Consider the following 14860-nt stretch of genomic DNA (forward strand, 5'->3'; position numbering starts at 1 on the left):
CGCCTGCTGAAAAAAGCAGCGCGTTACACTATTTTCTATAGTATAACACGCTGCTTCAAAAAAGGAAAGACCGATCGGTCAGTCCTCGTTGCCGAAGAACTTATCGTGCACCACTTTGATGGCGCGGTTTGCATCGTCCTTGCAGAAGAAGTATCTGGAAGATTATGCAGTACAGCATGGATTTGATAATATTCAGCATTTCAGTGATGATGGATATTCAGGAACGAACTTTGCTGGGGTTAGATAGCGATACTTTTTACATCTACCATGTTGCGGCGGTCATGGTTGACAACTTGCGTCGGCTCCTGCTCGGTATCAACCTGTCCGACAAAGCTATAATGGATTTCGATTTTCCGGGTGTTGGTTTCCCGGTCTAATTCATGTATCAAAATACGGTCGATAAACTCATGGACGTTTTCATAGGTCAATTCCTGTATGTCGCTGTATTTCCCGACAATCTGAATAAACCTTGATATATCCCTTTTTCGCTCGGTAACGGTTGCGATCTGCTGTTGTAACTCGTCTATCCTTGCGGCAAGGGATTTCTTTTCGTCCTCATAGCCGGAAGTTAGAAACACAAACCGTTCATCTGTCAGTCTGCCTAATGCGTTGTCCTCATACAGCTTGCGGAAAAGCGTGTCAAGTTCGGTCATACGCGCCTGTGCTTTGAAAAGTTCCTTTTGCTGCTGCGCTAATGCCTTTCTCGCTTCCATGTCGCCGTACTCGGTAGCTTTACAGATAAAGTCCTGTTCGTGTTCCTTAACATACCGCAAAACCCGCCGCATATCTTCCAGCACTAAATCAAGAAGTACGTTTTTGCGGATATAATGAGAGGTACACTCGCTGCCTGTCCTTGCCCTGTTGCGCCATGCGCCGCAAGAATAGGAAAACTTGCGCGGCTCGATATTTACGCCCTGTTGGTAATACATCTTATGTCTGCAACCAGCGCAAAACAGCAAGCCGGAAAAAATATCAATCTCCGCTGCTTTTGTCGGGCGGTGGCGGGTAGCAATCCGCTTTTGCGCAAGTTCAAAGGTTTCCTCGTCAACAAGCGGCTCATGGGTGTTTGGGAAGAAATAGCGTTGTTCTTCTTCGTTCTTCCGGGTCTTTTTCGACTTGTAGGATACCTTGTGAGTTTTCGCGGTTATGGTATGCCCTAAATATTCCTGCCTTGCTAATATGTCATAGAGCGTTTTGTCCGGCCAAGTATAGGGGGCGATCATTGCCCGCTGATACCGCGCCTGTCCTGTACGCTGATAGCGCAACGCTCCAATCGTCAAGACTTTGTTTTCCGCAAGCCATTTTTGGATTTCGCACATACGCACGCCGCTAACAAACATAGCGAAAACCTGTTTGACAATCGGCGCGGTTTCCGGGTCGGGTATAAGGTGGTGGCGGTTGTTCGGGTCTGGGATATAGCCGTATGGATATTCCCCGTTGACGCGCTCGCCTTTTTGCGCCTGTGCCTGTTTAACTGCGCGGATTTTCTTGCTTGTGTCGCGGGCGTAAAACTCGTTAAACCAGTTCCGCAAGGGGGTAAACTCGTTATCCTCCCGCGCTGTGTCAACTCCGTCGTTGATCGCGATATAGCGTACTCCGTTTTCGGGAAATACAATCTCTATGAGTTCGCCCGTTTTCAGATAGTTTCTGCCAAGACGGGAAAGGTCTTTGGTAATGACCGTCGCCACTCGTCCGGCTTCCACTTCCTGCAACATCGCTTGCAGCCCCTCGCGCTCAAAACTCACGCCGGAAAATCCGTCGTCCACAAAAAACTTTGTGTTCAAAAAATGGTGTTCGTCCGCATAGCGTTGAAGTATCATTTTTTGGTGCTGTATGCTTCCGCTTTCTCCGGCTTGCATATCCTCTTGACTTAAACGGCAGTAAAGGGCGGTGATTTTATTCGACTGTAACATTAGTCCTCCTTTCCGACAGCCGAATAAACAGGTATAATGTGTTGCTATCATTATACCATATCCCGCCGCCTAATGCACTACTCGGACGCTAAAAATCCCGGATTTCCGGGCTTTTTCTGCAAATCCTTTACAATGAGTTTCTCAATCTTTTTATGGATTGTATCGGTTGCCTTTTCACTCGGCAACGCTTGAACAAGATAGGTGATTTTCCCTATTTTGCGTTCGGTTGTAATTGTCTGTTTTTTATCCATTAGAAAAACCTCCTTTTCCTGTATGGATAAACTATATTCGTCAAAAGGCAAAAACGGGCGGTTGTTAGCTGCAACCTCACGGGAGTTTCACCCCGGCCCATGCTTATGGGTGCGCCGCGCAATACTTTGAGGGTGTTCAACGCGGGAGTATCATTGTGCCGCCTTGTATGTCGTCGCCCACAAGCTGCTAAACCTGTTTTACGGCGCGGTAGTTCTCGCTCGGCTTTTCCCCTATGGGGAAAAGCTGTCATGGCGTACCCGCCGACTGGCTCGGTACAGACGGAATGTACCCGTTTGCCTGTTATGCTGCGCACCAAAGGCCGCTTTCTTTGTCAAAGAACAATAGGCTTTGTCGGCCTGCAAAAGCACATCAACAGCGGATATGCTTTTGCGGAACGACAAATAGCCCATAACGGGAAGCGTGGAAAGGGGACACGCTCCCCGCATGGGCTAAAAGATTATCCTACATGAAAAGCAAGGGTGCGGGTAATAAGGCGCACTTGCAGCCTGTTACGCATTTCCTCGTCCACATAGGAATAGGTATTGCCCGCGTCGTCTTTCAGCGTGCGGGTACAAAGTTTCGCTATGTAACCCTCGTAGTGCTTCAAGATCGCGCACATGGCGGTTGTGTCGCCGTTTGCCGCTGCGGAAATGACAGGGAACGGCAACAGATTTTCAGACTTCCTAACGGTATTCATCATCTGCTTTTCCCTCCAAATACTGTTTGATTTTCGCAAGCGCGGATTTCCTGTGCCGGAAAACCGTCGTGCGTACAACATTCAGCAGTTCGCCAATTTCCGCGTCGCTCATATCCAAGAAGTAGGACAAAAGGATAATGTCGCGTTTCCTTTCGGGCAAAGCGTTAAGGGCTTCGGCAAGCAGTTCATTTTTGACGAGTACATCAAAGCCGGACACTTGAAAACGGAAATAATCGCTTTCGTATTCGTCCGTTGTGAAAAGCTGCGCGAGTTCGCTTTCGCTCAAATCCGAAAAAGTAACTTCGCGTGCTGCGCGTTTCGCAAGAGTGCGGCGGTGGCTTTTCGCTTCGCCGACCAAAGTTTTCTTTGCTAATGCGTCGTACTGATGTTGTATTCTTTCCTTGTCGGAAGAAGATAGCTCCATAGAGTTCACCTCCTTCCCGCGTGGAGTAGAGGACGGGAGTTAAGGGCTTGTCCTCTCTGCCCCTTTCGCTCCGTACCCGTTCGGGAGATGGCTCTTGAGTGCGCTTTTCAGAAAAAAGTTGAAAAAAGCAAAATGCGCCCGTCCGCAAGACGCGGACGGGCGCAAAGGAAATGTAAGCAGTAGCTAAATGTATTGACAGTTCACATTCATAGCCGGAATATCCCGCTTGCGGAGCATAGCTTTTTTTGACCGCAAAGCATTAGGCGGGTTACAGTAAATAAAAATGGACACGGCGATACCTCCCCGATACCGCCGTATCCTTAAAAAAGGGCGACTTTAATACACTACCCGCAATCCATTCTATAATAGGGAACAGCGGCTTTTGCGCAATATTAAATAAAAAAGCCGATAACACATAGGTTTTTTGACCTAATGCGTTATCGGCTCTGCGTCTATGCGTCTGGCACTTTTAATCATTTTTTTTTGAATTTATTATATGTGTTAGCTAACTGTCCACAAGCCGCGTTAATCTCTCTGCCATGAGAAACTCTCATAGTAACTTCAAGTCCTGCTTGCTCTAATTGATGTTTGAATGCAACTATTTCCCGTTTCTGTGGTGCTTTAATTCTTGAATTGCTTGTTGGGTTGTATTGTAACACGTTAATCATAACTTTTTTGCCCCGAAACCATTTTGCAAGTTGTCTTACATCTGAGGGCCGGTCATTTATACCCGGTAAAAGCAAATACGCAAAGACAATTTTGCGATTATGCCTTTCAGAATAGGATAAGGCTTGCTTAACAACATCTTCAATAGCATATATGCGCATGTGAGGAATAATACGATTTCTTGCAGATTGTGTTGCTGCGTGTAAAGATATTGTCAACTGAATTTTAAGATGTTCCTCGCGCAATTTTTTTAATTGATCGACCGGACCAACTGTTGATATGGTAATGCCGTCGGTTGGAAAGTTGAGCCCATATCTATCTCGGAGAATATGGATTGCTTTTATCAAGTTGTCATAATTGAATAAAGGCTCTCCCATACCCATAAAAACGATACGGTTTACTTTTCGACGCAACAATATAATCTGTTGTACGATTTCTGACGATGTTAGATTACGAACAAAGCCATTTCGCCCGGACTCACAAAAAATACAACCAACAGGACAACCGACTTGTGTGCTCACGCAAACAGTTCCACCATCTCGCCGCTTGATAAAAACCGTTTCAATGTATTTGTTGTCTTTCAGTTCGTAAACATACTTTTCAGTATCACTGCTTTTGCAAATATTTTTTACCAACATTGATAGATTTTTTTTGCGTGGTAATTGCTTATATAATTCTTCATATAAGGCTTTTGCTTCATTCTCGCCAATAACTTCCGACATTTCTTTGTAAGTAAATCCGTATGGATCATTCCGTACTTCCGCAGGCGTATATTTAGGTAAACGTTTCATTTTTATATCCTTTCTTCTAAATAATAAAAGTTTGTTTTTCTGTATTTTTGATTACAATCTCTAATTTTTCTACATCAATGATATGCGTCAATTTGCATTTAGGGCAGAAAAGAGGAAAATCTTTTAATACAGTATTATGAAATACTTGAACTCTCGTCTTTCCGTTACAAATCGGACATTTTATCCAATATTTTTTAAGCATTATATTTCACTCGTCCTTTTTACACAAAAAAATGCAGGTCAATCCTCAACATGAGCATTGACCTGCATTTATAATGCACAGAGCAGTACAACAAAACTAAGGCATAGCTTGCACTATGTCTATACTATATCTATACGTCGTTAGTTTTTTGTATAGCATCCGCAAAATAAGCATGACAAAAAAGCCCATGTTGAAAATGGGAAAATCCTTTTTTTCAATGCTTATCTAATACGCATGCTATGCAACATAAACGCCGCCTCCTTTTACATAAATTTTATTTTATCAGAAAATCAGTCTACTGTCAATACACAACAGGAAGTATTTAACCTAATGATATGAATTGTGTGGACATATCCAAAAAGAAAGGTGAACTGTAAAATGTAACAGGGTGAATGAAAATGGCAAAAAGACCCGTACCATTGTACGACTTTAAGGCTTTCGGGGCAGCTATAAAAGCCGCGAGAAATGAATACGGCGAGAGCCGCAAAAAGGTAAGCGACGAGTTATATATTTCCCCGCGCTACCTTGCGAATATCGAGAACAAGGGACAACAGCCGAGTTTACAGGTATTCTATGACCTTGTAACCCGGTATCATATTTCGGTAGATCAATTTTTCTTCCCGAACAGCAATGCGGAGAAATCCACCGGGCGGCGGCAGCTTGACGCGCTGCTGGACGGTATGAGCGATAAAGGCATACGGATTGTAACCGCAACAGCAAGGGAGATAACGGAAGTCGAAAAAGCAGAGGATTAACCTCACAATATGAGAAATCGGGAGATTGCAGCGCATGGCGGCTGCAATCTTTTTTTGCGTCCAAAATCAAAGGAACGCGCAACAAATACCGCCTTTCGGTGGGGGTATGGAGTAGATAGCAAGCACAGCAAACGAGTACCCGTTTGCGGAAAATGCTTGTTGGGATAATCCCAAACCCTTATACCGAAAGGCGGTGCGGAAATGGAAAACCGAAAGAGAAATATACAGATGAAGTTTTACGTTACGGAAGAAGAAAAGCGGCTGATCGACGAGAAGATGAAGCAGCTTCCCATAAAGCAGTATGGGGCATACTTCCGTAAAATGGCGATAGACGGGTATATTCTTGTCGTTGACCGAAGCGACACAAAAGCATATATCCGGGAACTGCAAGCGGTGAGCCGGAACATCAACCAAATTGCAAAACGCGCCAATGCGACGGGGACGGTTTACAGGCAGGATATAGAGGACATTAAAAAGGCGGTGGACGAGATATGGCGGTTACAAAGACGCACCCTATTAAATCAACCTTAAAGGCTGCGATAGACTATATCTTAAATCCCGAAAAGACAGACGGGAAGCTGCTTGCGTCCTCTTTCGGCTGCGGGCTGGAAACCGCCGATATTGAGTTTGCATGGACGCGGGAAGCTGCCGGAGATCGCGGCACACATTTAGGGCGGCACTTGATACAATCCTTTGCGGTGGGAGAAACCACACCGGAAGAAGCGCACAAAATCGGCATGGAACTTGCCGGGGCGGTATTAGGCGGCAAGTATGAGTTTGTTTTGACAACTCACGTCGATAAAGACCATCTGCATAATCACTTGATTTTCAACGCGGTTAGCTTCGTTGACTACAAAAAGTACCATTCCAACAAGCAAAGCTATCACTTTATCCGGCGCACCAGCGACAGGATATGTAAAGAGCATGGGCTATCCGTCGTCGTACCGGGACAGGACAAGGGAAAAAGCTATGCAGAATACACCGCCGAAAAGCAAGGGACAAGCTACAAAGCAAAGCTGAAAACGGCGATAGATACTCTCATTCCCCAAGTGAAAGATTTTGACGAACTGCTGCGCCGCTTGCAGGAAATGGGGTATGAAATCAAACAGGGCAAATACATTTCCTTTCGCGCTGCCGGACAGGAACGGTTTACCCGCACAAAGACGCTCGGCGCGGCCTATACGGAAGAAGCGATAAAGGAGCGTATCAAGGGCGTGTATGTTGCCAAAACAAAAACGCTGCGGGAAGATAAGAAAATCCGGCTTGTCGTCGATCTTGAAAACAGTATCAAAGCCCAACAGTCGGCGGGCTATGAACGGTGGGCAAAAATCCATAATCTGAAACAGGCTGCTAAAAGCATGAACTTCCTAACCGAAAACAAGATTGAGTATTATAGCGAACTTGAAAGCAAGATAGCCGATATTATGACCGCTCATGACGCGGCGGCAAAGGCGGTTAAGGAAGTGGAACAGCGTATGTCTGATTTGTCGCTGCTTATCAAGCACACCACCACATACCGACAGTTAAAACCGATTTACGATGAATACCGAAAATCGCCGGACAAGGAAAAGTATCTGCGGGGGCATGAAAGCGAAATTATCCTGTTTGAAGCTGCGGCAAGGGCATTAAAGGAAATGCAGATAAAGAAGCTGCCCGATCTCGCCGCGCTGCGCAAGGAGTATAGAAGCTTAAACGACAGGAAAACCAAATTGTATGAAGATTATCGGCAAGCCAAGAAGCAAATGCAGGAATACGGCGTTGTCAAAAAGAACGTCGATAGTATTCTTTACCCGTCCCAAAGCAGGGCGCGGGAGCAGGAGCGATAAGGCGCAAAACATGGGGTGGCAAGTGGAATGTTAAGGGCTGAAAACGCCTGTGTTTCTGCGGCTTCCAGCGCATGAAAACGACATAGACGATAAAGTATATTCAAACCCGCAAAAACGGCTTTCTAATTGTCCACGCAAGGACAAAAAAAGAACAGGGGCGCGGTGCCGGAAATCGGCAACCGCGCCCCTGTTCTCTATGGGCTATTCCTCGTCGGTCAAGATAAACTCCCTTTCGGAAAACTCGCTGTCCGTCATGGCTTGCAGCTTGTTCACCGCTGCGGCGGCAAGCTGGCGCATATCCTCGTCCATGTAGGGCATGGCGGCAAGGATATTTTCAAGCGTTGTTTCCCGGCTGTCCTCGGCGTAGATCGCAACAATGTTTTCTTCCTCAATGGTAAAGCGGGTATTCATGCTATCAAACCTCCAAATCCTTTTTATGCTCTTTCTGTTTATCTTTCGGCTGCTGCGCCGCCTGTTTCTTGTATTCGTCCAGCTTCTTCAAAATGGACGGTTTTTTCTGCGGCTGTTCCCGTTTCTCGGCTTTTACCGCTTTTGCAAGGTCGGTAACGGAAATCGCTTCCCCCGCCTTTGCCCGCTGCTCAAAATCTGCAACGGTGGGCGTTTGCGGCGTATTGTTGATAAGCCCGTCAAAATTGTTGTCGTTCTGCTCTATGGTGTCCTCGACGTGCTTTAAGGGATTATCCCGCTGCGGCTGCTCGGCGGCTATGGCATAAGCCTGTGTGCCATTCCCCATAATGAGATACTTCCCGTCCTCCGACGCATGGTGAAAACCAAATCCCGCCGCTTCGATCTGTTCACGGCTCATATCGGTAATATGAAAATTGCCCCTCGGCGTTCTAACGGTTTCACCCGTCAAAAGGCTGTCGGGGGTCGCTTCCGGCTGCTGCTTTTCAAGCTGCCCGTCCTTGTAGGAATATCCTTGCGCCGCGATTGCTTCAAGGGTCTTGCCCGTAACGTCGCCATAAATCCGCTTGTCTGCGTCAACCAGCATTTGCAAAGTGTCTTGTACGGTGTCGGACAAGGCTTGCTGCTGTTCGGGCGGCAGCTTGTCAAATACGGGGGTCTGCTGCTCCTGCAAAAACTCCGGCACTTGCTGAAAACCGATACTGTCTACATAGTGGGCGGTGTCCTCGTCGTTCTGATGAAGCACAACAATGTCGGAAACGGAAAGGCTATGCCCCTTAAAGTCGGCGGGGTGGTCGATATTAAACCTTTCCCAAATGTCGCCCAGCGTCATATCCTTTGTAAGCGGTGCAGTATAGACGAGTTCATAATTTACCCGGTCAATGGTAAGTCCAGCCGCTTGCAGACGGTCATAAGGCTCAAAGCGCAAGTCCCTTGTTTCGTCCCCGCGCTTTAACTGATAAATGGAAAAGGTATCGCCCTGCTCCTGCTCGGCTTGCCGCTGCTGCTGCAACTCGGTAAAATGCCCCTCAATCTCGGTAATGAGTTCCTTTGCGGTGGTCTGTATTGTTTCAAGGGACGCTTTTAACTCGGTCATTTCCTTGCCGCTGCTCCAACCAGCCACATAGCCGAAAGAGTAATCGGAAGTATCAAGGCCGAAATGCTGGCAAACCGTATAAGCGACGCTTTCCGCTTCTACCTCGCAGGTATGGCGGTCAACGCGGTTTTGCTGCTCCGGCGGGGCGTTTAAGTCTACGTCGTGCAGCTTCGCATGGGCGATTTCGTGAATGGCGGTCTTTACCGCCTGTAATTCACTCACGCCCTCTTTGATTGCAATACGCTTGTCGGTCAAACTGAAATACCCATTTGCGCCGTTTGTGATCTGCTCAAATGCAATCGGGACGGGGGACGCTTTTTCAAGGGCGGCGAAAAAATCCTCGTACTGCTCCACATCGGCAAGCAGCGGTTTAACGGAAAGGTCGGGAAACTCCTTGCCCTCGGTCTGCGAAATATCAAAGACGGTTATAACCTTAAAGGCGGGGACGGTGATTTCCTTTTCTTCCTTTACCACTTTTCCCTCGCGGTCAAGCATGGGCTTTCTCGTTTCGGGGTCGATTTTATCAACCAGCTTTTTCACCTTGTAGGGCGCGGGGGCAAAGATTTTAATGCCTTTCTCGCCTTTCTTTACATGGCGGTCAAACTCCTTTTCCCATTGACGGAAGCCCATTACCAAATTGCCGCCCTGCATAGCAATTAGGATAGTGTTATTCAAACTATAATCATGGAACTTTGACATAGCGGTTAGAAACTCTTTGTAGCGGTCGCTGTCAAAAATCGCCTGTACGCCCTGTTCCAAACGCGCGGTGATCTCCTTTACCTTTTCGGCGGGCTTTTCGGAAGTAAGGATAATGGGGACGACGGGGCGGGGCTGCTGCGGCTCTGCGGCCTGTGCGTCTGCTTGCTGCGTTTCGGCTGCGTCCATATAGGCTTTGTCCTGTTCGCCGCGCTCCGGCTGCGGGTAACTCATAATGCGGTATTCTTCCGGCACTTCGCGCCCCTCAAACTGCCGTTCCCACTCGTCGCCGCTTTCCACGATATAGCCGTACTCGGTAAACGCGCCTTTTTCCTGCGCGGCAGCGTTCCTGCCAAAAGTAGAAAGGTCAATGCCGCCTTTCCATTCTTCGGGCATTTGTACCATGCCGGATTGATTTAAGTAATAGTCGCCCAAATCGTGGTAGTTATGTACTTCGGGGATATGGACGTAAAAATCCACGTTGTAGGTGAAGTCAATTACCTGTCCAATATTTGCAAGCCCGTTTTTCTGCTGCAAAGCTGCGTTCAGCTTGCCAACCTCGGCGGGGTCAAGCTGTTCGAGCCGCGCCGCAAGAAAATTGAGTTCGTCCACGTCGGCGGCGCATACCATTTCATAAGGCAAGGCAATATGTTTCTCCGGGTCGTCGGAATAGCCGCGAATGGAAAAATCCTGCGGGTTGTCGGCGGTAATGCCGACGTTCCGCATAGCTTCGTGCAACTGCTCCTTTGTGGCGGGCATATCCAACCAATAGCCGCCGGGGTCGCCCGCGTCAAAGCGGCTGCGGTTGCCTATCATAATAGAAAACTGTTCGCTCATGTGTTCACGCTCCTTTTCCTGCCCGGTATTTTCGGGGATAGCTGCCGCCTGTTGCTGCTGCGGGGGTTCTTCGCCCTCTATGGTGTAGTCCGGCATGAGCATACCGTTTACTTTGAAATAGTCGGCGTACTCCTGCGGGATAGGCGGGGAGATTTCCGTAAACAAGCGGTCATACGCTTTGATACGCCCATTCAGATACTTTTCCATAGCTGCCTTGTCGGTGAAAACCTTTCTATCTTGTCCGGCAATCTTCGCTTGGGTTCTGCTTGGGCTGTTGGTGCGCACGCTCCATGTAAGCGTCCATGAATACGGGATAGATTTCTGCGCTTCTTTGTCGTAGCGGGTATTCTCGTAAATGTAGTAATTCATCTGATATACCCGATTGCTGCGAATATGGCGGTTATGCTCGGTGGTCTGCCACTCGTTAGCGGTGTGCTGGACGTGCGGCGTTCTCACATATTCAAGTGTTTTATCCAGCAAAAGCGTTCTTCCCGCCTGTTCTTCCCATGCGGCGGCGCGTTCTTTAAGGTCGTCAAAAATCGCCTGTTCTGCCGCCGCGCTTTCGCTGCGCATGGAAAGTAGCTGCGCAATCGGCAAGGAAGCATAAGGGGCAATCTCCCTGTCCTTTGCTTCAAAATATATCCGGCGTTCTATCCGCATGGTTTCGGCGGCTTCTAATTTGTCATGGTCGTATGAGGAATACGGCATATTCTTTCATCACGTCCTTTCTCGGTCATATAAGGGTTTGGGACTATCCCAACAAGCAAAATGCCCGCGCTCTCTATGGGAAGCGCGGGCATTTCTCGCAAACGGGTACTCGTTTGCTGTGCTTGCTATGTAGTTGTTTTTATCCGTAAACGCCTGTTTCTCTCGCTTTGGGCTTTCTGTCTGCGGCGTATCTTTGCCGCGCAATCGGGGCAGTATTTCGCCCGGTTGCTGCCCGCCGCAAACGTGCTGCCGCATACCGCGCAACGCTTCAAATCGGTTTCCCCGCTGCGGGTGATCTGTTCGCAAAGCTGCCTGTCGGCGGGTAATACCGCTTCGCGGAAATAGCGGCATAGCAGCGAATAGCTGATACTCTGCACACAAACGCAAGTTTCCCCGTCGTCCAGCAGCAGACAATTCCCGCAATCGTTGTTTGCACAAGCGGCGCGGGTCATTTTCTTTACGGCGCGGTATTGCTTTTCATCAAGCCTTATCATTTTCGGTTCTGCTCGACGCGGAAGTTTACATACTTGCCGCCTGTGTCGGCAAGCAGCACAACTCCGTCAAAGGTCTTTCCCGTCTTGGTCGAGTACATACCTTTGATTTTTACCTTTCCGTCTTTCAAAAGGGCGGCGGCAATCGCCTTTGTGAAAGCCTTTTTGCGCTGCTCAAAAAAGCGGTCATTCTTCCACATCACAAAGCTGCAAGCCCTGTCGGAGCAGTAAAAGTTTTTCTTGCCCTCGTAAACCGCCGCGCCGCAACGGGGGCAAGTGCCGATTGCTTCCCGCTGCGGGGTAAACAGCTTCGCTTTATCCTCGGAAATCGCGGAATAGGTCTTGACAAGCCCCGCTGTCATTTCCTCAATCCCGCGCATGAAGTCGGCGGGGCTGTCGCTGCCCTTTGCAATCCCGGTAAGGCGCGTTTCCCATTCTGCCGTAAGCTGCGGGGACGTAAGGCTGTCGGGCAGAATAGCGACAAGGTTATACCCGTCCTTTGTGGGGATTAGCTTTTTGCCCTTGCGCTCGGCAAAGCCCGCGCTAATGAGTTTTTCAATGATACCCGCCCGCGTCGCGGTGGTGCCTAACCCTTTGCGCTCCGCGTCCTCCGGCGTGTCCTCCTTTCCCGCACTCTCCATAGCCGAAAGTAACGTATCTTCGGTAAATGCCTTTGGGGGCTGCGTGTAACGTTCGGAGATCTCCGCTGCCGGATTGTCAAAGGTCTGCCCCTCGGCAAGCGGGGGTAAAACCGCTTCCGGCTCTGCGTCCTCGTCCTGTTCCCCGGACGCGGCGCGGGATAGTCTTTCAATCTCGCGCCAACCCTCGCAAAGCGTCGTCCTGCCCTTTGCGGTAAAGGTATAGCCGCCGCAAGTGAAAACCGCCGTAACCGCTTCATACTCATAGGGCGCGGCAACGGCGCAAAGCAGTTTTGCGCACACAAGGGTCATTAGCTTTTTCTCACTTTCGGCAAGGGAAGAAAAGCCCGTTTTCACAAACTCCGCTGTCGGCAAAATGGCGTGATGGTCGGTTACTTTGCTGTTGTCGCAAATCCTCGCAAGGTCGGCTTGCAGCTTCACGCCCTGCATAAAGGGGAGAGCAGCGCAAAGGCCGGTGATAAGTTCCTTTGTGCTGCCCTCCATATCGGAAGTGATATATTTGCTGTCGGTGCGGGGATAGGTCAAAAGCCGTTTTTCATAAAGGGCTTGCGCATAGTCAAGGGTCTGTTTCGCCGTAAACCCATACAAACGGTTTGCTTCCCGCTGCAAGGCGGTGAGGTCAAACAGTTTCGGCGGGGCTGCGGTCTTTTTCTCTTTTTTAAGGGAAGTACAAACGGCCTGCGATTTCTCGCAAGCCGCTTTCATCTGCCGCGCCGCCGCTTCGTCGTCCTGCCTTTCGGAAAGGGCGGCAACGCCGCCAACGTCCAGCCGGACGACATGATATTTCTCTTTCTTAAAGCTGCTGATTGCATAGTCGCGGTTTACCAGCATAGCAAGGGTGGGCGTTTGCACTCTGCCGACATTCAATGTTTTATGGTAGAGGATAGAGAAAAGGCGGGTCGCGTTAATGCCAATGAGCCAATCGGCCTTTGCTCTGCAAAGCGCGGATTGATAGAGGTTGTCATAGCCGCGCCCGTCTTTGAGATTTGAAAAGCCCTCGCGGATTGCACTTGCTTCCATGCTGCTAATCCAAAGGCGGGAAAAGGGCTTTTTGCAATTCGCCTGTTCATAGACAAAGCGGAAAATGAGTTCCCCCTCGCGCCCGCTGTCGCAAGCATTGATAATCTCGGTAACGTCGCTGCGGTGCATAAGGTCTTTGAGAATGGAAAACTGCTGCTCCTTGCCGCTGGCAACAATAAACTGCCACTCCTGCGGGACAATGGGAAGATCGTCGTACTTCCATTTACGGAATTGTTCATTGTAGGTCGCCGCGTCTGCAAGGCTAATCAAATGCCCGATACACCACGACACAAGGTAGCCGCCGCCCTCAAAATATCCGCTGCGCTTTTCATTCGCGCCCATAACGGCGGCAATCGCCGCCCCGACGCTCGGTTTTTCTGCAATTACAAGTTTCATAGATTATCGTCCTCCTGCTCGGTCTGTTCGGTTTCGACTACTTCCGTTTCCTCGTCGTCCTCGTCAAAATCAAGGTCGTCAAGGCTGCTGCTGCCTTTCGCCGCGTCCTTTTTGGGCTTCAAAATCTTAAAGTAGTAGAACGCGCCGCCGCCCGCTGCGGCAACAAGCAGCACGACAAGCAGAATACCCATGCCGCCGCCTTTTTCTTCTTCCGGCGGCTGCTCGGTTTCTTCCGGCTCCGGCTCGGCTTCCACACCCGCGCACTCGCTCATGTTGACGCTGCAAACCGGGCAAGCGGTGTTGACGCTTCCGGCAACGCATTTATCGGTGCAGCTACAAACGGGGGCTTCGGTCTGCCCGTCCTCCATAAGGGCGGTTAAATCCGCTTCGTCCACTTGGTTAAGGAAATGGACGGTATTTTCCCCGTCCTCGGCGCGGTCAATGATGATGTAAAAATAGTTGCCACTTTTGGTAACGACGGTGATAAACTGCTTGTCGCCGGACGCTTCACCCGTTATATCGTCCACAAGGGACATATTCCCGTCCGGGGTAAGGGGCTGCGGCTCATAGCCGCCCGTCGTTTCTTCCGGCTCGGTTTCCGGCGCGGGGGTTTCCTCGGTTACGGGGGTAGGCGTGTCGTCGCTTTCATCGCCACCGCCCGCATAAGCGGTAACAGAAAAGCCGCACATGATAACCAGTGCGGCAAGCAATACGGTAAACTTTCGGATTATCTTTTTATTCTTCATTGTCGTTGTCCTCCTGTTCGGCGGGGTAAGTGGCTTCCGGCTGCGGCAAGGTGATTTCGCCGCTGGCGTAAGCGGAGAGGAACGCGGCAAGCTGCGTCCCGTCAAGGTGTACCGCCTTTACCATTTGCACGATCTGCGCGTTTTCTTCCTCGACTTTCTGCGCTTCAAGGTCTTTCAGCTTCTTTTGCTGTTCAAGGATTTTTGCCCTCGTTTTCTCAATATCCCTTTCGATACGGTCAAGTTTCGTGTTCGCCATAGT

Annotated in this window: 15 protein-coding genes; 3 read left to right on the top strand and 12 right to left on the bottom strand. The window is 49.3% G+C overall.

Annotated features, from left to right (window positions below):
* Positions 1 to 239: 239 nt before the first annotated feature.
* The 6 genes from ABCW45_RS05540 to ABCW45_RS05565 form a co-directional block, all read right to left on the bottom strand.
* Positions 240 to 1913 carry a recombinase family protein gene (locus ABCW45_RS05540; protein WP_002604471.1) on the bottom strand — a complete coding sequence of 558 codons (1674 nt, stop codon included), beginning with the start codon at positions 1911 to 1913 and terminating at the stop codon, positions 240 to 242.
* A 77-nt stretch (positions 1914 to 1990) separates the two neighbouring features.
* Positions 1991 to 2164 carry a transposon-encoded TnpW family protein gene (locus ABCW45_RS05545; protein WP_002604472.1) on the bottom strand — a complete coding sequence of 58 codons (174 nt, stop codon included), beginning with the start codon at positions 2162 to 2164 and terminating at the stop codon, positions 1991 to 1993.
* A gap of 458 nt (positions 2165 to 2622) precedes the next feature.
* Positions 2623 to 2865 carry a helix-turn-helix domain-containing protein gene (locus tag ABCW45_RS05550; protein ID WP_002604473.1) on the bottom strand — a complete coding sequence of 81 codons (243 nt, stop codon included), beginning with the start codon at positions 2863 to 2865 and terminating at the stop codon, positions 2623 to 2625.
* Positions 2849 to 3286 carry a sigma-70 family RNA polymerase sigma factor gene (locus tag ABCW45_RS05555; protein WP_002604474.1) on the bottom strand — a complete coding sequence of 146 codons (438 nt, stop codon included), beginning with the start codon at positions 3284 to 3286 and terminating at the stop codon, positions 2849 to 2851. Before ABCW45_RS05555 ends, ABCW45_RS05550 begins: the two co-directional genes overlap by 17 nt.
* 473 nt (positions 3287 to 3759) lie before the next feature.
* A complete protein-coding gene (gene rlmN, locus ABCW45_RS05560; protein ID WP_002584956.1) occupies positions 3760 to 4743 on the bottom strand; it encodes a 23S rRNA (adenine(2503)-C(2))-methyltransferase RlmN in 984 nt (327 codons plus the stop codon).
* Between the two features lie 16 nt (positions 4744 to 4759).
* Positions 4760 to 4945 carry a cysteine-rich KTR domain-containing protein gene (locus ABCW45_RS05565; RefSeq protein ID WP_003431289.1) on the bottom strand — a complete coding sequence of 62 codons (186 nt, stop codon included), beginning with the start codon at positions 4943 to 4945 and terminating at the stop codon, positions 4760 to 4762.
* A 398-nt stretch (positions 4946 to 5343) separates the two neighbouring features.
* Here ABCW45_RS05565 and ABCW45_RS05570 point away from each other — a divergent pair, with 398 nt between their 5' ends.
* The 3 genes from ABCW45_RS05570 (at position 5344) to ABCW45_RS05580 (ending at position 7526) form a co-directional block, all read left to right on the top strand.
* Positions 5344 to 5700 (top strand): helix-turn-helix transcriptional regulator, encoded by a 357-nt coding sequence (locus tag ABCW45_RS05570; protein ID WP_002584957.1) that lies wholly within the window; start codon positions 5344 to 5346, stop codon positions 5698 to 5700.
* Positions 5701 to 5901: 201 nt separating this feature from the next.
* Positions 5902 to 6231, top strand: a complete 330-nt coding sequence (locus tag ABCW45_RS05575; protein ID WP_002584958.1) for a plasmid mobilization protein — start codon at positions 5902 to 5904, stop codon at positions 6229 to 6231.
* On the top strand, positions 6192 to 7526 hold the full coding sequence (locus tag ABCW45_RS05580; protein WP_002584959.1) for a relaxase/mobilization nuclease domain-containing protein: 1335 nt from the start codon (positions 6192 to 6194) through the stop codon (positions 7524 to 7526). The genes ABCW45_RS05575 and ABCW45_RS05580 overlap by 40 nt, the downstream gene beginning before the upstream one ends.
* Positions 7527 to 7727: 201 nt before the next feature.
* On the opposite strand, the gene ABCW45_RS05585 is transcribed toward ABCW45_RS05580, so the two are convergent.
* The 6 genes from ABCW45_RS05585 to ABCW45_RS05610 form a co-directional block, all read right to left on the bottom strand.
* Entirely contained in the window at positions 7728 to 7937 is a 210-nt protein-coding gene (locus ABCW45_RS05585) for a transposon-transfer assisting family protein (RefSeq protein WP_002584960.1), read from the bottom strand.
* A 4-nt stretch (positions 7938 to 7941) separates the two neighbouring features.
* A complete protein-coding gene (locus tag ABCW45_RS05590) occupies positions 7942 to 11289 on the bottom strand; it encodes a YodL domain-containing protein (protein ID WP_002584961.1) in 3348 nt (1115 codons plus the stop codon).
* A gap of 125 nt (positions 11290 to 11414) precedes the next feature.
* A complete protein-coding gene (locus ABCW45_RS05595) occupies positions 11415 to 11783 on the bottom strand; it encodes a cysteine-rich VLP domain-containing protein (protein ID WP_002584962.1) in 369 nt (122 codons plus the stop codon).
* Positions 11780 to 13855 carry a type IA DNA topoisomerase gene (locus ABCW45_RS05600; RefSeq protein WP_002584963.1) on the bottom strand — a complete coding sequence of 692 codons (2076 nt, stop codon included), beginning with the start codon at positions 13853 to 13855 and terminating at the stop codon, positions 11780 to 11782. Before ABCW45_RS05600 ends, ABCW45_RS05595 begins: the two co-directional genes overlap by 4 nt.
* Positions 13852 to 14601: a DUF4366 domain-containing protein gene (locus ABCW45_RS05605; RefSeq protein WP_002584964.1), complete on the bottom strand. Its 750-nt coding sequence runs from the start codon at positions 14599 to 14601 to the stop codon at positions 13852 to 13854. Before ABCW45_RS05605 ends, ABCW45_RS05600 begins: the two co-directional genes overlap by 4 nt.
* Complete coding sequence (locus tag ABCW45_RS05610; protein WP_002584965.1) at positions 14591 to 14857, bottom strand: DUF4315 family protein; 267 nt, start codon at positions 14855 to 14857, stop codon at positions 14591 to 14593. Before ABCW45_RS05610 ends, ABCW45_RS05605 begins: the two co-directional genes overlap by 11 nt.
* Positions 14858 to 14860 lie beyond the last annotated feature (3 nt).

This window comes from Pilosibacter fragilis (assembly GCF_032490495.1).
GTDB classification, from domain to species: domain Bacteria; phylum Bacillota; class Clostridia; order Lachnospirales; family Lachnospiraceae; genus Pilosibacter; species Pilosibacter fragilis.

Coding starts and splice junctions, on each gene's coding strand:
- rlmN (WP_002584956.1), bottom strand. CDS start 4,743: ATGAAACGTTTACCTAAATATACGCCTGCGGAAGTACGGAATGATCCA.
- ABCW45_RS05580 (WP_002584959.1), top strand. CDS start 6,192: ATGGCGGTTACAAAGACGCACCCTATTAAATCAACCTTAAAGGCTGCG.
- ABCW45_RS05600 (WP_002584963.1), bottom strand. CDS start 13,855: ATGAAACTTGTAATTGCAGAAAAACCGAGCGTCGGGGCGGCGATTGCC.
- ABCW45_RS05540 (WP_002604471.1), bottom strand. CDS start 1,913: ATGTTACAGTCGAATAAAATCACCGCCCTTTACTGCCGTTTAAGTCAA.
- ABCW45_RS05595 (WP_002584962.1), bottom strand. CDS start 11,783: ATGATAAGGCTTGATGAAAAGCAATACCGCGCCGTAAAGAAAATGACC.
- ABCW45_RS05575 (WP_002584958.1), top strand. CDS start 5,902: ATGGAAAACCGAAAGAGAAATATACAGATGAAGTTTTACGTTACGGAA.
- ABCW45_RS05565 (WP_003431289.1), bottom strand. CDS start 4,945: ATGCTTAAAAAATATTGGATAAAATGTCCGATTTGTAACGGAAAGACG.
- ABCW45_RS05605 (WP_002584964.1), bottom strand. CDS start 14,601: ATGAAGAATAAAAAGATAATCCGAAAGTTTACCGTATTGCTTGCCGCA.
- ABCW45_RS05610 (WP_002584965.1), bottom strand. CDS start 14,857: ATGGCGAACACGAAACTTGACCGTATCGAAAGGGATATTGAGAAAACG.
- ABCW45_RS05550 (WP_002604473.1), bottom strand. CDS start 2,865: ATGATGAATACCGTTAGGAAGTCTGAAAATCTGTTGCCGTTCCCTGTC.
- ABCW45_RS05585 (WP_002584960.1), bottom strand. CDS start 7,937: ATGAATACCCGCTTTACCATTGAGGAAGAAAACATTGTTGCGATCTAC.
- ABCW45_RS05545 (WP_002604472.1), bottom strand. CDS start 2,164: ATGGATAAAAAACAGACAATTACAACCGAACGCAAAATAGGGAAAATC.
- ABCW45_RS05570 (WP_002584957.1), top strand. CDS start 5,344: ATGGCAAAAAGACCCGTACCATTGTACGACTTTAAGGCTTTCGGGGCA.
- ABCW45_RS05555 (WP_002604474.1), bottom strand. CDS start 3,286: ATGGAGCTATCTTCTTCCGACAAGGAAAGAATACAACATCAGTACGAC.
- ABCW45_RS05590 (WP_002584961.1), bottom strand. CDS start 11,289: ATGCCGTATTCCTCATACGACCATGACAAATTAGAAGCCGCCGAAACC.